The sequence below is a fragment of the Leptospira barantonii genome (assembly GCF_002811925.1).
In the GTDB taxonomy this organism is placed as follows: Bacteria; Spirochaetota; Leptospiria; order Leptospirales; family Leptospiraceae; genus Leptospira; species Leptospira barantonii.
This window is the reverse complement of record NZ_NPDS01000002.1, coordinates 768243-787822: the sequence shown is the minus strand read 5'-3', so window position 1 is coordinate 787822 and position 19580 is coordinate 768243. Positions and strand designations below refer to the sequence as shown.

The following is a 19580-nucleotide window of genomic DNA, read 5'->3' as shown; positions in this document are numbered from 1 at the left end:
AAAATGTTAAACCGATTGTCCTCTCCATACGTGCGTTATGCCGTATATGCGCTCGTTGTCGTTTTCTTAGCCTTCAACCGTTCCAAACTCGATCTCAAAACGCCTTTTGTGTCGAGCGATTCGGAAATCAAATATTATCAAACCTTAATGGTTGCCGAAAAAGGATTTGCCGCCGTCGCAAATTCTGAATGCGCGTATCCGGGGAAAGTTTACGACCCGGAGTTCAAATATTTTCCGTTTGATTATCCCTGGGCGTTTTTGAAAGAGAACGGAGGAAGAAAGTGTATCTTTCAATATCCTCCAATTTTTGCCCTTATGAACGGATTACCGGCTTATCTCTTAGGAATAAAGATCGTCACCCTATTGCCGCTTCTTTGTTTGCTTGGATGTCTTTTCTTTTTCGATCGAATCCTTTCCCTTTTTATCGATAAGACCTGGGTGATTTTGATCGCGAGCTTGATTCCGTTCGCATTGAGTTTTCCCGTTTTGTCCTCGGTTGAATTCTCGGAAGTTCCGTTGAACAATCTTCTTTTACTTTCCTTCGCGTTTTTACTCATGAGATCCCTCTTTACCGATAAGATCAAAATAAGCAGGGAAGAATCGAATTCGAACTTTAGAATATTCTCATTCGTTTCGGGAGTTCTCGCGGTTGCCGCATTCTTTTTAAGGACGGAGTCCGCGTTTCCGATTTTTCTATTCGGCCTTTTGGGGTTTTTCTCAAAAGAATCCAGAGAACTGATTCCTCAGTATTTGCTTTTTTCCGTTCCGGGTGCGATTCTTTCCTTTGTTTTCATCGGTATTTTAAATTCGGTATATTCCGGTCATCCGATGGGAATTCGTTTTCTGCAAAGTTCGGAAGACGCGATGAGCCAATTCTCCCTTGGAAAACAAATTTCAATCTTTCAAGGATATCTTTTGGGAGACGCCACAAAAACCGGCTTTTTAAAAGCGGCTCCGTATACGATTTTGATTCTTGGCATCGTATCCAATATTTTTCGTAAAAAAGAAATTTCCGGAGAATCCATTCTCGGCTTAGTCGGAATCGGAACCGTCTTTTCGATTTCCTTTTTAAGCCCTTACACTGCGGGAGTACATCACTTTGGTCTTCGTTACTTGGAATCCGGTTTTATCTTTTTATCCGCGGGAATTTTTATCTTCTTATACCAACGAACCGTAGACTTTCCGAATGCCGGACGCGTTTTGGTTCTACTTGCGTTGTTCAGTTTATACTACAATTACAAGTTTACGAGAGAAGGTTTTAAGATTTTGTTCGGTGCGATCGCGCCTTATACTGAAATTCAAAACGAATTTCAGTCCAGAAAGATCGTCGTCCACAAAGGTCAGTTTACGAATTATCTCATCGGAGCGTCTTATACAACCGCGATTCACTTTGCGGTCATCAATGAAAAGGATGCTCTAACGTTAGAAGAAATTTTCAAAAAGAATGAAGTTCCGTCGTATTCAATTTTAGAATACGATATGGAGCCTCTAAGAGATCCGAACCTTCCCGAAAAGCAACATAAGGAAAAAATTGCAGTTCGCTTTAACGATCCAAAACGTTATTACGACATGCAAGATTCAAAAAAGATCTTGGATTTTACGTTGAGAACGTATCGTTTAAAAACGAATTAAGGGCTCGGAATATTCAATAAACCGGATGGATTGAGCCATAATTTCGGAAGTGTTCCGACAGGACGGTGATTTTTTCGTTGTGAAGAAGAGGATTTTGTGGTAGTGAGGGACTTGTCCGAACTTCCCACCACCTCGCCCCCCACCCAAAGTTAGGGTGGGGCCGCAAAAATTACGACTCAGCTTGTAGGGACAGTATCAAATTCCTCCCTTTTTCCAAACTACGTTCGCTTTAACAAATGTGCCGTGATCGTCTGCCCGATCAGATTTAAAATCTGAACGCTTAAAAAACTAATCATCAAAATTTCCTTTTCCAGATCCAGAACTTGAAAGGAATTTCTCCACCAACGGAAAACGATAAACGCGAAAAGCAAAAAGACGAAAAAAATCATTCTCGCGGAATACCAAAAGAGAAGATCCTCGGACAACAAATTCAACTTAGAATAAAGTCTCATCTCCGGAATCTTACGAGCCGCAAGAAAAAGCCCGATCGCCCAAACGGTTTGTCCCAAGGTGGCAACAAGCAAGGAAACGGTTAAAGAATGAATTCCGAATATATGAAACGGACCGATCGCAACGATTCCGGTAAAGTATCCGAGGATTGTAACCGCCCAACCGAAAAAGAAAAGTGCAAAGCCCGTATAATAAAAGAGCTGTTGAGAATGGATCATAATCTGCAAAAGATGTCTCATCCCGTCTCTCCAAGTTCTTAAATGAGGAACTCTTCCCGCAACGTCTGGATGCAAACTGATCGGAACGTGAGAAAGTTTCACACCGCTTCGAAGCGCTTTTACGAGCATTTCGGATGCGAACTCCATTCCGGTGCTTTCGATTTCCCATTCCAGATATTTCTTTTTCAAAAAACAACGAAAGCCGGAATTTGCGTCCTTAACGCGATTTCCTTTTTTTGAATATAATAGATTGATAATCCAGTTGATGACCGGAGTTCCAAGATAACGGTGCAAAAACGGCATCGCACCCTTGTGAATTTTTCCGTCCAAACGGGAACCGATCACAAACTCAGCGCCTTTCTCAATTTCCGCAAGGAGAGCGGGAGATTCGAGAAAGTCGTAAGTGTCATCCGCGTCCGCGAAAAGGACAACTTCCCCGCTCGCGTTCGTAATTCCGAAATTCAATGCGGCTCCGTACCCTCTTTCCTTACAGTGAACGACCTTCGCTCCGTATTTTTTTGCGATCGATACGGACTTATCCTCGCTTCCGTTGTCCGAAACCAGAATTTCAACGTTGTATTGTTTTAATTCTTTCTTGAGCTTAACGAGTTTTTCCAAAACAAGAGGAAGAGTTTTTTCCTCGTTCAAACACGGGATTACATAGGTGATATTTCTTTTTTTCATAATTTAAGATTCCGGGATTATTTTTTACGGAGAACGATGACTTTCATTCCGTAGAACAACTGATCGGTTCGATCGAATGTATTCCGATTGAACAAGGTATCGACCTCTTCCATGTTTAAATATTTCCAAGAGGTTTCCAGAATCACTAAGTCTTTTCTGGAAGGATCCTTGATAAAAAGATCGGCTTCTTCCTTCGAATAAATCTTCGGAGTAACACCTTCGATTTTTGCAGTCTTTAAAAAATATTCCATGTTGTAGGTATGAGAAGAACAAAGAAGTGTAAACTCTTTCGGACGCTCTGCGATCTTGGAAAGAATGTATCCCGAGCTTTCTCTCCATTGTTCCTTATACGGTTTATAGTAATAACGCGTAAAATAATAAAGCGACACGAGAGAAATCAGAATCAAAATCGATTCCAATCTTCTCCCTTTGTAGATCGGAAATAGAGAAAATCCGGTCGTAATCAAAAAATACAACGCGGGTGCGGTGACCAAAAGATTTCTCGCGGTGATCAAGGGTTGAATCGCGGAAAGAATTCCGAGCACGATCGTAAATACGATCAGAATCACAATCAATGAAATCGCGGATCTTTTGTCCGCCGGTTCTAAGTTTACGGATTCCGTATCGGTTTCCTTTTTTTGGAAATACAAGGACGCAAAACCTACGAGCAAAGCCAAAGACGCGACAATTCCGGGAATGAATTTTTTGAGAATTCCGGAATGAAAGACCAAATCAAAGAATACAACGAATGCGGTGAATCCTGCTTCCGGAATCCAAGACGCGATTCCGATTTTATTCGAATTGAACAATAGATACAACGCGGGTAAGAATAAGACGGCGAACAAAATTCCAAAACAGAAAGAAATCTTCGGAAATTTTCTCTGAAAGATCCAGTCCGCGATAAAAATTCCGAGAAAGACGGATGCAGACCAGATAAAACCGAAAAAATGAGTATAAGATGCTAATAAAGAAATTCCTAATATACTCCAGTAGGTTCCAAGATTTTGATTCGCTTCTTTTGGAACGTCTTTTGCGTTTCCAGTCACTCCCGTTTCGACGTCCGATCGATAGGAAAGTCTCAAAACGCACGCGAGCTGAATCGTACAAAACAAAATCAAAAGGCTATAAGAACGCAATTCTTGAGAATAGTAAATCAAACCCGTGGACAATGCGAGCAACGCGGAAACGGAAACCTTGATTCTTCCGCTCAAACCGGACGGAGCAAAAACAAAAAAGGCCAGAGGGACCAAAAGCCCCGCGATCGCACTCAACATTCTTCCGACAAAGATCGTAGGACCGAAAGCCTGAAACCAAAAATACAATAGTGTCTGATACAGAGGAGGATGCGGATCGTTCTTCATCCATCCCCAAAGATTACTTAGGGAACTTTCCGAAGAAGCACGGATGGAAAAAAGTTCGTCCTCCCAGGGACTCTGAAGATCCAAACGAAAAAGACGAAAGAACGCGCCTAACGCAAAAAGAGCTAAGAATACTTTTAAATCCTTATTCTTTTTGATCTCCGATAAAAACGCGTTCAACCGACTCATAGATCACCAAATACCCATGATTCTTCTGTAAAGATCGGTTTCCAAAATTCCTTTCGGATCGAGTTTCTTTTTTAAAGAATGAAAGGTTTCCAGAGTCTTTTTCGGAAACGCACGCTGAACGATTTCCGGCCTGAGAGTGCTGTCCTTCGCGAAATAAAACTTTCCACCGAACTTAAGCACGGTTTCGTCCAATTCTCCGGCGAGCTCCCAAAGTTTTTTCCGGTTTCTGGAAGTCACCGGAAAATCCATAGCCATGGAATAACCGTCTAACGCGTGCGTCAGAAGAAACGGATCCGGTTTATGTTTTTTGAATACTGCGAGCCAGGTGATGATTCCTCGTTTCTGACAGATTCTCAGAATTTCGGAAAACGCATCCACCGCATTCTCCTTCGGAATAAAACTCTGATATTGAATCATGGAACCCGGTTTATACATGAACTTCCAATTCGGAACGTAATCCAAAAGAAACGCGTATTCCGCGTGACCTTGCAGATACGGTTTGTTATTCGTCAGATAACCGGAAATGAATTTTGCAAAGTTGACGAGTCTCATTCCCAGGTTATTGGAGAATGGAAGCATAAAAAGCCACATCCAAGCCTTCGGAACGATCCCGAGAAACGTGCTTGGTAGATTCTGTTTTTCTAATTTACAGTTTTCCGGATAATCGGGGTCCTCGCCTTTTTTGAGATGAACCGCCTTGTGAATCTGTCCTCTGCCTAGAGAACTCCCCGATGCGAACGCATCCACCCAACCTACGAGATAATCCGAATTCTTATATTCACTTTCGAAATAGTCGAACATATCCTGAAGATTTTTGCTGACCACGGGCCATACTTTCATCTTTCCCGCGTAGATATGTTTCAGTTGGATCGTTACCGTTAAAAAAGCTCCGAGCATTCCGAAGCCGGAAATCGCCGCAAAAAAAAGATCCTGATTCTTCTTTCTTGTGCAGGTATGAATCTTTCCGTCCGGAGTCATAAACGTAAACTCGAGAACGTGATCCCCGATCGGGCCCACGGCGAAGTTATTCTTGCCGTGAATGTTCATCGACAAAGCGCCGCCTAACGTAGGAAACATAGTGCCGCTCACCACGGGGGGCCAATATCCTTTTTCGATTCCGAATTCCCAGAGTTGTTTGATCGTAACTCCCGATTCGGCTTTGATGATTCCCGTTTTGGAATTGAATTCCAAAATTCGATTGAACTTGGAAATATTGATCACAACACCTTTCGTGTTTGTAGCCGCGTCCCCGTAACTGCAACCGCCGCCTCGAAACGTAAGCTTCAAACCTTTTTTATCCGCGTAAGAGAATATGTTTTTAAAATCCTCTTCCTTCTCCGGAAAAACGACTGGAGAAACGGAATAATGATTCATCCCCCACGCTTCCACCTTGGAAGCTTCGGGAAGAGTAAGTTCAACGTTCGATTTTTTTACCGAAGTCGCTTTCGAAGTTTTTGCGGAGGCCTTCTTTTTTGAAGAAGTCTTGGATGCCGTTGCCATAATATTACCCTTTCGTAATTCAGGTTTAGATAGAAAGACGTTTAAAGATAAAAGAAGGAATCGAACGGATGATCAAACCCACGAGTCCCCAACGAGCCGGAACGTAAATATTTTCCTTACCCGCATCCGCGGCTTTGAGAATGGTGGTCGCCGCTTCCTTAGCGGTGATCAACCAGAAAAGACCTTTCATTCCCTGTGTCATCGCCGTATCGATAAAACCTGGTTTTACAGTGAGAACTTGAACTCCCAAAACGCTCAGACGATTTCTCAGAGCTTCGAGATACGTGTTCATTCCAGCCTTGGAAGTATTGTAAACTGGATTCCCTCTTCTACCACGATCGCCCGCGATCGAAGAGATCCCGATGATCTTACCGCTTTTTTGTTTCTGAAAAAGACTTGCCGCAGGATTCAACCAAGCGACACAACCTAAAAGATTCGTGTTCAACATCTCGATATCCTTTTCGGTGTCGAATTCTTCCGGTTTGATATCGTACATAATTCCCGATGCGAAATAAATCTCGTCGAGACCTTTCATGGACTTCACCGCTTTTTGAAACGTCGAGTCCGCTTGGTCGAAATTGGTGACGTCGTGTTTGATGATGAATGCGTTTGATTTAAAAGGAGCCGCGATCGTTTTCAATTCCTTGTCACGGCGGGCTACCAGAGTGACCGTATGTCCTTGTTCCAAAAGAAGAACCGATAATTCTTTTCCGATACCGCTAGATGCACCTACGACGATGATTTTTTTTGCCATATTCATCCGTTCTACGGGAATAAACGGAACTGACAAGTATGATTTAGGGGAGATTCTCACCAGGAAAAGTCTGGGTGGCTTTTTTGAAATTCCTCGAACGAGGTCCAATGGTTCTCTTCCGATTCGCGAATCTCCGCAGGAGTCCAGTATTTCTTATAATCCATATCGGGATGTCCGGGAAGGAAGTAGCCTAGGTGATAGTATTTCATTCCCAATTCTTTTGCGTAAAGAATGGAACGGAGAATCGCAAAACTTCCCAGACTTCGATCCGCATAATCGGGATCATACACCGAATAAACCGCCGAAAGAGAATCCGATGCGAAATCTAAAATCATAAAACCGAGAATCTTCCCATCCAAAGACAAGGTCATCTCCAGAGAATTTTCGGGATAACCGAAAAGATTCCAACGCATTCCTTCCAAAAGTTCCTGATCGGATTCTCCGCTTACAAAACTTTCGTAACGCGATCTTTGATAACGAATGTAAAGAATTTCTTTCTCGGTCGTAAGGCTCGGCGGGCCGACATGGATCAAAAGATCCTCGTTCTTTTTTAAAAGCCGTTTTCGATTTCGACTCGGCGAAAAAAGATCCAAAGGAATCCGATAACTCAAACAATCCCGGCAACCGTTGCAGGACGCGCGATAAAGAATGTTCCCGGTTCTACGAAAACCGGAATCGAAAAAAAACTGCAACGCTTCCTTGGCGATCTCACCTTGAAACGGAAGATACTGAATCTGACTCATACGATCCGGATAATAAGAACAACTTCTTTCCGGACTGATCGGAAGGGAATCGACTAGGTCCTGTAGTTTTTGCCGGATCATCTAGGAAGCATGACAGATCGTATCGAACTCGTAAAGTTTTTTAGGGAAAACTCGACGAAAGAGGCGGTTGTTTTCAGTATGGCTTTAAATACAAATCACGTGCCAGGATCAAAAAACTTTCAGATGCACAGCCTCTTTATGAACTTCGAAGTCAAAAAACGCGGTCTCCGCTTAGCCCTATTGTTTACGGTAGTCAGTCTTCTTTCTTTTTTAATCGGAAATGCGATTCTGCAGTTTACCTTGCTCGGTCTCGGACTCGTTTCTTTCGTGTTCACTCTCGTTCAACCGGAAGCATTTTATTCCTTCACGAATTGGACCTTGGAATTCATTCTCACCTTTTTAAGCGGAATCGTAAAGGGTGGTCTGCTTTTGTTATACGTGATCGTATGGAAGCCGATTCAATTCGCGATCGATCTTTTTCGGAAGGAAAAAAATTCTTGATCTCGATCTTTTGCGACGGAGCGTCCAAGGGAAACCCCGGACCGTCCTCGATCGGAGTTGTCGCATACGACGGAGATAAGGAAGAATTTAGGATCTCCGAAAAAATCGGAGAAACCACAAACAACGTCGCCGAATGGAGCGCCCTCAAAAAAGGTCTGGAAGAATGTATTCGAAGAAACTTTCTGGCCGTTCACGCGCACATGGATTCCGAACTCGTGGTCAGACAGGTTACCGGAAGATACAAGGTCAAACATCCCAATCTTTTGGAATACAAAAAGGAAGTGGACAAACTCGTTTCTTCCTTACAGAGTTTCCAGATAACCCATGTTCCCCGTGAAAAAAATTCCGTCGCAGACAAACTCGCCAACGAAGCCTTCAAACAATAAGAATCTGCGGATTCAAAACGAACCCCCCTTCGTTTCCATTCTTTCTTTGGGAAGAATTTTGTTTCTTACTTTTTTGAGTTTTGTTTTTTTATTCTCAACTTCTTCCTGCGGACGTTCTCTCAAGGACAAATTGATCTCCCTTCAAAAGGAAGAAAAATTCGAGGAGATGTTGCTCCTCTGTCTTTCCGAATCCTCTCAAAAGGAAGCGGCTGATTCCAAGGATCTCTGCGATTTGGCGACTGAAAAAACTTCGGCCGGGATCGATAAGATTCTTTCCGAAAAAACGGAACTTCCATTCAGTCAGATCACGGTCGACCCGGAATGGAAAAAGAAAATCGATACGATTCTGGAAAACAATCCAACCCTCAAAAATCGATACGGAAATCTTTGGAAAAAAATGATCCAAAATGATTGATGTCGATCCTTCTTCCCTGATCGAAAAAATTCCCGATGTTTTTCGGGAGGACATGATCGCTATCACAAGAACCATCCGTGACGAAGGCGGAGAATGTTATCTGATCGGCGGATCCGTGCGCGATCTCGTGCTTTCCAAGGTTCCCGATGAATTCGATCTTACTACTTCGTTGTTGCCCGAAAAAATTCTTACCCTTTTTAAAAGAACCGTTCCCACCGGAATCAAACACGGAACCGTTACAGTTTTGATCCAAGATCGCGCCTACGAAATCACTACGTTTCGCAAGGACGCGGATTATGTAGACGGAAGAAGACCGGAAACGGTGGAGTTCGGAGTTTCCTTAAGCGAGGATCTAAAACGCAGGGACTTTACGATGAACGCTCTTGCTCTCGATCTGGAAAAGAAAGTTCTCATCGATGAACATTCCGGTCTGGAAGACATTCGAAACAAGATCATTCGAACGATCGGAAATCCGATCGAAAGATTCACCGAAGACGGACTCAGACCGATCCGAGCGATTCGTTTTGTAAGCAGTTTGGGATTTACGTTGGAGTCGAACACAGCAAAGGCGATTCTTCAATGCAGAAACATAACTGCAAAGGTTTCCAAAGAAAGGGTTCACGACGAGTTGAACAAAACCTTAAAGACTTCGAACCCTGCCCCCGCATTGTGTTTGTTTCGTGAGTTTTCCATCTTAGAATTGTTCACGAACGTAAAACTATATCCGAACGAAAACTTAGACGTCGCGGAAAAGATTCGAGAACTTCCGATTTTTCCACAAAGCCTGCGGCTCAGTTTCTTACACGCTTGGTTGTTCGGAAATTTTGAAGACGTAAATTCCGCAAAACAGTTTATGAAGGATCTGCGTTATTCCAATCAGAACACAAAGGATTCTTTATTCTTTTCGTCTATGCTCGCGTCTTTGCTTTCCAGGAAGAACGCAAACGAACTTAAAGATTCCGATGTAAGAAGAATTCTTTTGCACCCTTCCTGTTTGCACGCCGGAAGAGAACATCTGAGAGCCGTAGTGGAACACATTCTAAATCTTGCATATACTTACGATCCTAATCTGCGGACTTTTTTCAATTTTGAAAGAATCATCGGCCTCCTCGAACAACCACAAGCCCTTCTGGTGACGGAATTGGCGCTTCGGGGAGAGGATATTCTCAAGGCCCGACCGAACCTACCTCCCAAGGAAATCGGGACCGTACTCGGAAAACTTCTGTCTCATGTACTCGAAAACCCGGAAGAAAACCAAAAAGAATCCCTTCTTTCCATTCTCCCTTGATAACTTGCAATGTTTTTACGCCTAATTTTTAGGCATCTGTCCCAATAAAAAACACCGTTATTCACCTTGATCCTATTCTATAGGCACCCTAACCCCTAAGATCTAATGCCAAAATGCTGTTTTTTTAGCTAATTTCCAAAATTTAAGCGATGGCACGCATTTTGCATAAAAAGGGCATAGGAGATTTAGGAGAATGATGAGAACAAAAACACTGAGCCTCGTTGCTTCCGTCCTTTGCCTTGTAGGTTCTTCACAGGTCTTTGCCCAGACCGGTAAGAAGCCAACGGCAGAAGCGGCGATTGCACCCGCGCCCGCTCCCAAAGCGGAGCCAGAAGATAAGAAATGGTATGATCAGGTTGAATTTTCCGGATTCGCAGACGTGTACTACATGTACAATCTCAACCCGAAACAAGGAAGCGACATTGATGCTACCCGTGCTTTTGAAACCAGTAACAAAAACTTTGCGGTAAACGCGGTCGCTCTTACGATCCAAAAAGCCGCTGAGAAAAGTTCACCTTGGGGTTTCAGAATCGACTTCCAAAACGGTCAGAACAACGCGTTTCAGGAAGCTCCGTATTCTCAGAGCAATAGTATCTACAACTACAACATGCTGAAACAAGCATATGTGAGTATGTATTTCCCTGTGTTAAAAGGAATGACGTTAGACGTCGGTAAGATGGCAACCCATATCGGGTACGAGGTTCTCGAATCCATGAGTAACCCGAACTACTCGATAGGCGCGATCTTCCAAAATACGATCCCCTTTATCCACACCGGTGCTCGCTTAACCACTCAGTTCACAGACAAATGGGCTGGAACTTTCTACATCTACAACAGTGGTGGTGGTACCGGTTATAACTCTCCCGCGAACTTGACGACTGCTCCAACTCAGATCATCACTGATCCGACTTACAGCGGTAATGCGGCGAGCAAAAGTTACTTCGTAGAAGGTCAGTCCGAAAGAAAAGCGATCGGAACTCAGTTGAAAGGTCAATTGATCGAAGACAAACTTTCCATCACTTGGAACACCCTCTACTCCAGCGACGGTGCGGCTTCTCGTGTCGATCCTACCAAAGCGGCTCTTGCCACCGAGTTAGGAAACGCATTGGGCGATCCGAACATCGCAAAATACAACGTTTCGAATCCTAACAGAGCGCATTACAACAAAGACTACTGGTTCATGAACCACGCGATCTTATCGATCACTCCGACCGATAAAATCACCATCGACCTCGACTATACTTGGAGTGAAAAATCCGGAGCTCTTGCAAACAACAGCTTGGATCAAAAACGCTACAACGTAGACGCAACCGGTGCTGAGCAGTTCAACAAAGACACTCTTTTCTGGGGTCTGAACAACAAACGCGACGCTAAGACTACTTACAAAGCTTACGGTATCTTCGCTAAGTTTAAAGTTAACGAAGCTTGGGGTGTGAACGTTCGTGTGGAATACATCGACGACAAACACAACAACGGCGCGTTGACCACGTTCAACCCTTTTATGGGAACGAACGCTTACATCAGCGAATACAAGAAAGCTACGGACTTAGCGGTTGCTGATGCAGTTGCTACTGCTCTTGCGGCGAGCCCGACTTTCGGTCAATATGCGGTCACCAAAGAACAAGTTCTCGAAGCGATGAGCGACGATTACAAAAACTATGGTGGAACGAGAAACGCAGGACAGTATAAAACGTTCACTGTTACTCCTGTGTGGAACTTTACCGAAAACTTGTTAATCAAACTTGATATGCGGAGAGACTGGGCGACCGGTAAACAATTCGTAGACCAAAAAGGTGAAAAACAAGATCACCAATACGGTGTAACTTTAGGAGTTGTCGCTAAGTTCTAAGACTAAGCGGGAACACTTTGTATCAACGAAGGGCGCTCTTTTCCAAGGGCGCCTTTTTTTTAAAAGAGAAATCAGCATGAGATTGAGAGAATTCTTACAAAGAACAAAAAACTCGGCGAGCGCCTCTTCGGCGTTTCCGATCACATGGAAGGGTTCGAATGATTCCGATGAAATCGTAAAAAGAAGTTCGAAAGCCGCGGACAACCGTCTTACGGAACAACAACTTCTTTTTATCTCGGAGTATTATCTCGTCGCCCGTTGATAGATTCAAAAACATTAAAATAAAAAAAGGAGTCGTTCGCGTGTTCGCGTCCGACTCCTTTTTCCGTTTATCCTGTTAGATTACTTTTTCTTCGGTTTTTTCCCCGAAACCCCTCCAGAAGATTTTCCTTTCTTCGCTTTGGCCGAAGACGATCTTTTACTTTCGGATTTAGATTCGAAATCTTGAGAAGTTTCCAATTCTCCTTCGTATTCTTCCAAGGACAACTGATCCAGATAAGAGAAAGGTTCTAAAGGTTGTTCCTTCGTTTTTTTGAGCTTACTGTATTCCCTTTCTCCCACAAGAATCAGATACAAAGAAGGAAGCACCGTCAAAACGAGCAACAAAGCGGAAAACAAACCGCCCACGATCACGGTCGCAAGAGGCCTTTGAACGTCCGAACCGACCCCGGAAGCCAAGGTCGCCGGAATCAATCCGAGCAAAGCGAGGAGCATCGTCATAAGCATCGGTCGGAGTTGGATCACCGCCGCCTTCTTCACCGCTTCTTTCACGCTGATCTCATCGTCGTCATGAAGCAGGTGATTCGTTCTCGATACGAAAAGAACTCCGGCCATCGTCGCAATTCCGAAAAGCGAAATAAAACCGACCCCGCCCGAAACGTTGAAGTAATAACCTCTCATCAAAAGTGCGTAGATTCCTCCCACGAGAGAAAGAGGAATACAAGCGAGAGCTACATAGACATACTTTAGATTTTTATAAAGTAGATACAAAACACCGAAGATGATCGCGATCGTCAGAGGAATCACCATCGCAAGACGGGTTCCCACGCGGGAAAGATTTTCATACTGCCCACCGTAACGAACCTCGTAACCTTCCGGAAGTTTAACCTTCTTTTGAACGAGTTTGCGAAGCTCCGCGACAAAACCGCCTTGATCCCTTCCGCGGATATTGGTACGAACCGTCACGGTTCTTCTTCCTTCCTGACGAAAGATCATCGTAGGTCCGTCTTCGAGAGTAACCTTTGCCACCTCCGACAAAGGAATTCTTTCTCCTTTGGGAGAAATGATCGGCATGTTCTCGATCGCTCTTTGAGAGGTGCGATAGTCTTTCGAAAAGCGCACCACGATTCCGAATCGAGCCGGAGTTTTCGGAGGAATATCCGAAGGACCTTCATACAGAGTATCGATTCTTTGCATCCCGATCGCGGCTTCCACCATCTGTTGGATATCGCTTACGTTGATCCCGTAACGAGCCGCGGCTTCCCGATCGATTCGAATCGTAAGCTGAGGACTATCCGCCTCTTGTTCGATCCCGTATTCGCTGGCGCCCTTCATTTCTTTTACGATATCCAGAATCTCGGTCGCGATCTTTCGCATCACCTTGAGATCGTTTCCGGAAACGAAAACCGCTAGATCGGCGATCGTTCCCATGATCGCTTCGGAAAGGTTATCCATGATGGGTTGGGAAAAACTCACCCTCGCTCCGGGAAGGCCGGCTTCCAAGTCGTTTCTCATTCTAAGAAGAAGTTCCGTTTTGGTGATCTTTTCCTTCCAGTCGTTGTAATCTTTCAAACCTACAAGAACTTCCAAACGGTTCGGAGGAAGTGGATCGGTTCCGTCGTCGTTTCTTCCCAACTGCGAAAGAACCACGTTGACTTGTTCGTTTTTATAGATGAGCTGTCGGATACGAGGAATGAATTTTCTGGATTCGGGAAGAGAGATTCCGACCGGAAAGAAAATTCTCAAATTAAATCCACCCTCGTCCATTTCGGGAAGAAACTCGGTTCCGAGGGAAAGTCCGCCTAACACAAGCAAGGTGCCCACCACGGAAAAACAAATCGTCACGACCCTCTTGGATCGTTCCACAAGCCATTCGATCAGTCTTTCATATTTGCGTTCGAGCCATTCGTAAAACGGATTGTGCCATTCGATCGGACCCGGATTCGGTGACTCGAAATAATTCCGATAGATATAGGACATCATCACGGGAATCGCGGTCATCGAAAAGATCAACGCTCCCATGATCGCAAAAGAAATCGTGAACGCCATCGGCTTGAACAATCTTCCTTCGATTCTTTCAAAGGAGAAAATCGGAAGATACGCAAGCACGATAATTAGAATGGAGAAAATAATTTCCGTTCCGACTTCGGACGAGGAATCCACGGTAAAACGGATGATTCCCTTTTTCTTATCGACGGGGGAAGCGTCTCGATAACGCCGCATGATATTTTCCACCATCACGACGGCGCCGTCTACGATGATTCCGAAATCGATGGCGCCTAACGACAATAAGCTGGCCGGAATTCCGGTGATATTCATCAGTAAAAATGCGAACAACATTGCGAACGGAATCGTGGCGACGACAACCATCGAAGCCTTCACGCTTCCGATAAAAAAGATCAAGACCAAACTGACGACAACAACCCCTTCGACGAGGGTCTTACCAATGGTGCGTAACGTATAATTGACGAGATCGGTTCGATCGTAAGTGGTTCTCATCTGAACCCCGTCGGGCAGATAATTCTCGTTGATCTCCTTTACCTTTGCGCGGATCCGATCACCCATGATGTTCGGATCGCCCCAACGACGGATCGCGACCAATCCTTGAACGGAAGAATCGACGTCGATCAATCCTTCCTCGTCGTTCTGAACCGTATAACCGAGAACGCCGCTCGGAATCGGATGAGAAACTTCCACGCTCCCCAAATCCCGAACAAAAACAGGGACTCCGTTTTCCGTTTTGAGAACGATGTTTTCGATATGTCTCGGTTCGCGGATCGCTCCCAAGGATCGGATCGGAAAGCCCTGTTCTCCCTGTAAGAGAAGATTTCCTCCGGTGTTGAGATTGTTGCGTTGAATCGCCGCGATCACATCGCCGACGGTCAACTTATAACGTACAAGTCTGTCCGGCGTCGTCACTACATGATATTGTTTCGGAAGTCCTCCGAACGTAACTACGTCCGCGATGCCCGGAATCCCCAGCATCTTAGGCATGATGACCCAATCCTGAATGGTCCGCAGTTCCATCGGAGTATGACTCATTTTGGTTTCGACGACGTAGCGGAAAATTTCTCCCACGGGAGAACTCATCGGTCCGAGCGCGGGTTGAATTTCAGCGGGAATGTCCGCGTCGCGCACCCGCTCCAAAAGCCGCGTTCTTGCAAAGTAATCGTCCGTTCCGTCCTCGAATACGAATTGAAAAACGACAAGACCGTTGATCGTTCTCGACCTTCTCACCGAAACTTTCGGAATCGCATTCAATACGCGTTCTATCGGAATCGTTACCCGTTCCTCCACTTCCACTGCGGCCTTTCCCGGAAACTTCGCGATCAATCGAACCTGAGTATCCGCGATGTCCGAATATGCTTCTTTTCTAATATCGATCCAGGCCCAAAGTCCGAAAGCCACCGTCGCGGCCGCCGCAATCAATGTCGCTAATCGAAAACGCAAAACTCCTTCGAGCAGACCACGTATCATAATTCTATTCCTTACTTCCGACAGAGCGGTTAAAAAACTTTTGGGAAGTCACAAAAACCCGGCGATTTTTTGAGGATGAGATTCGAAAACATTCCAATGGGGGTTTGTTAATCCGAAACGATTGGATTGTATACAAGAACTTATGGAAGGAACTAGAAAGATAGCCTGTCGATTCCAAAAACAAAATGCTCAACAATATCCGTCACCAAATCCCAAATAGGGTTAATTTGCCGAACAATCGAACAAAACTAACCTTTTGAGAGAAATTCTCGAACCGAAATCCATTTCGGCTTCAACGGATGTTGCTCATTCAAACTATTTGACGGTTCAGGAAGATCGTGGATTCTGCGGAGGCCGCAAGTACTTTTTATCCGAAATTAAGGATGTTCTTAGAGAATGAACAAAAAAGTCGGTTTGGGATTTGAACCCGCAAACTTCGATTTGCGGAAAAATCGAAACGGGAACGTTAGGTGAGAATTGAATCGATCCGAAAAAATTGCCGCACAGTTCAAAATCAATCCGAACACGGCGGCAACTCGTAGAACGATCTACGTTCGAGTCTTCTTCGTTTTTTTCAATTTGGTGGACTTAGTCTTTTTTCCGTTCTTTCCGTTACCGACAGGCTCTTCCGGCTCATCGTCGTAGTCGATCGTGGAATAAATTTCCGGTTCCGGATAAACGGAAACGTAATCTCCACTTAAATTCTTTTTAGAACCGGTCGTATTTTTTACATCGTCCTTACCTTCCATCACGAGAATGTAAAGACTCGGCATCACCGTCAAAACAAGAAGCAACGCGGAAGCAAGTCCACCCACCATCACGGTCGCCAGAGGTCTTTGTACGTCCGAACCGACGCCGGAAGCCATCGTCGCGGGAATCAAACCAAGAAGTGCAAGAAGCATCGTCATCAAACGAGGTCGGAGTTGTGTCACCGCAGATTGGATCGAAGCCTCTCGAATCGACATCGTAAGATCGTCGTAACGCATGTGATTCGCTTTTGAGACGAACAAAATCCCGGCCATCGTAGCAATACCGAAGAGAGAAATAAATCCCACCCCCGCGGAGACGTTGAAGTAATATCCTCTTGCAAGGAGGGCATAAATACCGCCTAACAGCGATAAGGGGATACAAGAAAGAGCGACGATTACGGACTTTAAGTCTCGATAGAGCATATAAAGAAGTCCGAATATGATTCCGATCGTCAATGGAATCACGATCGCGAGCTGTTTCCCGACTCGGGCCAGGTTCTCATACTGACCTCCGTAACGAATCTCGTATCCGTCCGGAATCTGCACTTCCTTCTTCACTCTTTGTTGAAGTTCGGAAACGAAACCGCCCTGATCCCGACCGCGAACGTTCAAACGAACCGTAATCGTTCTTTTTCCGTCCTGACGAAAGATCATCGTCGGCGAATCTTCCTGAGTGATGTCCGCCAACTCGGAAAGAGGAATCCTTTCTCCCTTAGGCGAGATAATCGGAATGTTGGCGATCTCTCTCGCCGATTGACGATAATCCTTGGCGAAACGAACCGCGATTCCGAATAACGCACGTTCCTTCGGAGGATTGTCCATCGGCCCTTCGTATAAATTGCTGATCGGTTCCATACCGACCGCGGCTTCGATAACGTTTTGAATATCTTTAACGTTGATACCGTAACGAGCCGCAACTTCCCGTTTGATTCGGATCACCATCTGAGGTGCGGGGCCTTCCTGTTCGATCCCGTATTCGCTGGAACCTTTCATGTTGGCTACAATATGTAGAATCTGTTCGGATATATGCCGCATCACTTTTAAGTCTTGTCCGCCGACAAAAACCGCCAAGTCCGCGATCGTTCCCATGATCGCTTCGGAAAGGTTATCCATAATCGGTTGCGAAAAGCTGACTCGAACCCCGGGCAATCCTTCTTCGAGCTCGTTACGCATTCGGATCAGAAGTTGTTCCTTTGTGATCTTGTCCTTCCAATCCTTATAATCTTTTAATCCGACATAGACTTCGAGACGGTTCGGAGGTAGAGGATCGGTTCCGTCGTCGTTTCTCCCATATTGGGAAAGAATCATGTTGACCTGTTCGTTTTTGTAGATCAAGGCGCGAACCTTTGGAACGAACTTCTTCGCTTCGGGAAGAGAGATCCCGACCGGGAAATAAAGTCTTAGAGTAAACCCACCTTCATCCAAAGAAGGTAAGAATTCGGTTCCAAGCGACATCATTCCTATGATCAAAAGACCGGTCACACCGGTGAACGCGATCGTAACGACTCGTTTGGATCGTTCCACGAGATAGTGAACGATGATCGAATATTTTTCCTCGATCCAATGATACACCGGGTTATGCCATTCGATCGGTCCCGGATTTTTGGACTCGAAGTAGTTTCTGTAAAAGTAGGACATGATTACAGGAACCACGGTCATCGTAAACAGAAGCGCACCGAAGATAGCGAACGAAAGTGTAAACGCCATCGGTTTAAAGAGTCTACCTTCGATTCTTTCAAACGAGAAGATCGGCAAGTATGCAAGAATGATGATGAGAATCGCGAAAAGAATTTCGGTCGCAACCTCGGAGGCGCAATCGTAAGTAAAACGTACAATTCCTTTTTGTTTTTCGGCGGTGGTGGCGTTCTTATACCGCCTCATGATGTTTTCGACCATCACGACCGCGCTATCCACGACGATCCCGAAGTCGACCGCACCCAGGGAAAGAAGACTCGCTGAAATTCCCGTGGAGTTCATCATCGTAAACGAAAAGAGAAGCGCAAACGGGATCGTCATCACGACCACGACCGAAGCCTTTAAACTTCCGATAAAGAAAATCACGACCAAACTCACGACCGCGATCCCTTCGAGGAGAGTGGTTCCCACCGTTCTTAAAGTATATTTTACAAGATCCCCGCGATCGTATGTGTTTCGTATACGAGTACCTTCGGGCATATAACGTTCGTTGATTTCTTTGACTTTGGCGCGAACCCGTTCCCCGAAAGCGTTCGGTTCCACCCATCTTCTCATCGCAACCAAACCTTGAACGGCGGAGTCAACGTCGATCAAACCTTCTTGGTCGTTTTGAACGGTGTAGCCGAGAACCCCGCTCGGAATCGGATGAGAAATTTCGACAGAACCAATGTCTTTCACGTAAACCGGAACCCCGTTCACGGTTTTAACTACGATGTTTTCGATATCTTCCGGAGTCCGGATGGCTCCCAAAGAACGGATCGGAAGGGATTGTTCCCCTTGTAAGAGAAAGTTCCCGCCCGTATTCAAGTTGTTGCTTTTGACTGCCTCGATTACGTCCGAAACGGTCACGCTGTATCGAATCAATTTTTCAGGAGTAGTTACGACGTGAAATTGTTTCGGAAGACCGCCGAACGTAACCACGTCCGCAATCCCCGAAACCTGAAGCATCTTCGGAATCACGATCCAATCCTGAATACTTCTGAGATCCATCGGAGTATGGTTTCCTGACGTAGATTCCACTACGTAACGATACACCTCTCCCACGGGAGAACTCATCGGAGCGAGAGTCGGAGTGACTTCTTCCGGAATGACCGCGTCCCTCACCTTCTCCATCAAACGCATACGCGCAAAGTAATCGTCGGTTCCTTCTTCGAAAACGAATTGGAATACGACAAGACCGTTGATGGTTCTCGATCTACGAACGATCAGGTTTGGAGTGGAATGAAGAACGCGTTCGATCGGCATCGTTACGCGCTCTTCCACTTCGAGAGTGGCTTTCCCGGGAAACTTCGCGACGATACGAACCTGCGTATCTGCGATATCGGAATATGCTTCTTTTCTAATATCGATCCATGACCAAATTCCCACCATTAGGGAAAAAACGGCCACGATCATCGTGAATAATCTATATCTAAGTGCGGTTTCTACGACGCTATTGATGATTTTCATCGG

Annotated in this window: 14 protein-coding genes; 7 read left to right on the top strand and 7 right to left on the bottom strand. The window is 45.2% G+C overall.

Annotated features, from left to right (window positions below):
• Positions 1-3: 3 nt before the first annotated feature.
• On the top strand, positions 4-1632 hold the full coding sequence (locus tag CH367_RS08360; protein ID WP_100761996.1) for an LA_3751/LA_3752 family putative glycosyltransferase: 1629 nt from the start codon (positions 4-6) through the stop codon (positions 1630-1632).
• Positions 1633-1850: 218 nt separating this feature from the next.
• Here the strand turns inward: CH367_RS08360 and CH367_RS08355 are convergent, their stop codons facing one another.
• Genes CH367_RS08355 through CH367_RS08335 form a run of 5 tightly spaced genes read right to left on the bottom strand, consistent with a single transcriptional unit; the run spans position 1851 to position 7609 of the window.
• Positions 1851-2984 (bottom strand): glycosyltransferase family 2 protein, encoded by a 1134-nt coding sequence (locus CH367_RS08355; protein WP_100761995.1) that lies wholly within the window; start codon positions 2982-2984, stop codon positions 1851-1853.
• A gap of 17 nt (positions 2985-3001) precedes the next feature.
• Positions 3002-4531 carry a glycosyltransferase family 39 protein gene (locus tag CH367_RS08350; RefSeq protein WP_100761994.1) on the bottom strand — a complete coding sequence of 510 codons (1530 nt, stop codon included), beginning with the start codon at positions 4529-4531 and terminating at the stop codon, positions 3002-3004.
• 3 nt (positions 4532-4534) lie between these two features.
• The gene (locus tag CH367_RS08345; protein ID WP_100761993.1) at positions 4535-6031 is read right to left on the bottom strand and encodes an FAD-binding oxidoreductase; all 1497 of its coding nucleotides are present in this window, start codon (positions 6029-6031) and stop codon (positions 4535-4537) included.
• 25 nt (positions 6032-6056) lie between these two features.
• Complete coding sequence (locus tag CH367_RS08340) at positions 6057-6785, bottom strand: SDR family NAD(P)-dependent oxidoreductase (protein WP_100761992.1); 729 nt, start codon at positions 6783-6785, stop codon at positions 6057-6059.
• A 56-nt stretch (positions 6786-6841) separates the two neighbouring features.
• Positions 6842-7609, bottom strand: coding sequence for an arginyltransferase (locus CH367_RS08335; RefSeq protein WP_100761991.1), 768 nt, complete (start codon positions 7607-7609; stop codon positions 6842-6844).
• A gap of 123 nt (positions 7610-7732) precedes the next feature.
• Between CH367_RS08335 and CH367_RS08330 the strand changes: the two genes are divergently transcribed.
• The 6 genes from CH367_RS08330 (at position 7733) to CH367_RS08305 (ending at position 12250) form a co-directional block, all read left to right on the top strand.
• Entirely contained in the window at positions 7733-8050 is a 318-nt protein-coding gene (locus tag CH367_RS08330; protein ID WP_100762107.1) for a hypothetical protein, read from the top strand.
• Positions 8047-8436, top strand: coding sequence for a ribonuclease HI family protein (locus CH367_RS08325; RefSeq protein WP_100761990.1), 390 nt, complete (start codon positions 8047-8049; stop codon positions 8434-8436). The genes CH367_RS08330 and CH367_RS08325 overlap by 4 nt, the downstream gene beginning before the upstream one ends.
• A 46-nt stretch (positions 8437-8482) precedes the next feature.
• Entirely contained in the window at positions 8483-8851 is a 369-nt protein-coding gene (locus tag CH367_RS08320; RefSeq protein WP_425268817.1) for a hypothetical protein, read from the top strand.
• Positions 8844-10139, top strand: a complete 1296-nt coding sequence (locus tag CH367_RS08315) for a CCA tRNA nucleotidyltransferase (RefSeq protein WP_100761989.1) — start codon at positions 8844-8846, stop codon at positions 10137-10139. The genes CH367_RS08320 and CH367_RS08315 overlap by 8 nt, the downstream gene beginning before the upstream one ends.
• A gap of 196 nt (positions 10140-10335) precedes the next feature.
• Positions 10336-11988, top strand: coding sequence for an outer membrane beta-barrel protein (locus CH367_RS08310; protein ID WP_100762105.1), 1653 nt, complete (start codon positions 10336-10338; stop codon positions 11986-11988).
• Between the two features lie 76 nt (positions 11989-12064).
• Positions 12065-12250, top strand: coding sequence for a hypothetical protein (locus CH367_RS08305; protein WP_100761988.1), 186 nt, complete (start codon positions 12065-12067; stop codon positions 12248-12250).
• An 80-nt stretch (positions 12251-12330) separates the two neighbouring features.
• Here CH367_RS08305 and CH367_RS08300 read toward each other — a convergent pair whose 3' ends face one another.
• Together CH367_RS08300 and CH367_RS08295 are read right to left on the bottom strand one after the other, a co-directional pair.
• Positions 12331-15684, bottom strand: coding sequence for an efflux RND transporter permease subunit (locus CH367_RS08300; protein ID WP_100761987.1), 3354 nt, complete (start codon positions 15682-15684; stop codon positions 12331-12333).
• A gap of 548 nt (positions 15685-16232) precedes the next feature.
• Positions 16233-19577, bottom strand: a complete 3345-nt coding sequence (locus CH367_RS08295; protein WP_100761986.1) for an efflux RND transporter permease subunit — start codon at positions 19575-19577, stop codon at positions 16233-16235.
• Positions 19578-19580: the final 3 nt, after the last annotated feature.

Coding starts and splice junctions, on each gene's coding strand:
- CH367_RS08295 (WP_100761986.1), bottom strand. CDS start 19,577: ATGAAAATCATCAATAGCGTCGTAGAAACCGCACTTAGATATAGATTA.
- CH367_RS08300 (WP_100761987.1), bottom strand. CDS start 15,684: ATGATACGTGGTCTGCTCGAAGGAGTTTTGCGTTTTCGATTAGCGACA.
- CH367_RS08310 (WP_100762105.1), top strand. CDS start 10,336: ATGAGAACAAAAACACTGAGCCTCGTTGCTTCCGTCCTTTGCCTTGTA.
- CH367_RS08305 (WP_100761988.1), top strand. CDS start 12,065: ATGAGATTGAGAGAATTCTTACAAAGAACAAAAAACTCGGCGAGCGCC.
- CH367_RS08335 (WP_100761991.1), bottom strand. CDS start 7,609: ATGATCCGGCAAAAACTACAGGACCTAGTCGATTCCCTTCCGATCAGT.
- CH367_RS08355 (WP_100761995.1), bottom strand. CDS start 2,984: ATGAAAAAAAGAAATATCACCTATGTAATCCCGTGTTTGAACGAGGAA.
- CH367_RS08330 (WP_100762107.1), top strand. CDS start 7,733: ATGCACAGCCTCTTTATGAACTTCGAAGTCAAAAAACGCGGTCTCCGC.
- CH367_RS08345 (WP_100761993.1), bottom strand. CDS start 6,031: ATGGCAACGGCATCCAAGACTTCTTCAAAAAAGAAGGCCTCCGCAAAA.
- CH367_RS08350 (WP_100761994.1), bottom strand. CDS start 4,531: ATGAGTCGGTTGAACGCGTTTTTATCGGAGATCAAAAAGAATAAGGAT.
- CH367_RS08340 (WP_100761992.1), bottom strand. CDS start 6,785: ATGGCAAAAAAAATCATCGTCGTAGGTGCATCTAGCGGTATCGGAAAA.
- CH367_RS08360 (WP_100761996.1), top strand. CDS start 4: ATGTTAAACCGATTGTCCTCTCCATACGTGCGTTATGCCGTATATGCG.
- CH367_RS08315 (WP_100761989.1), top strand. CDS start 8,844: ATGATTGATGTCGATCCTTCTTCCCTGATCGAAAAAATTCCCGATGTT.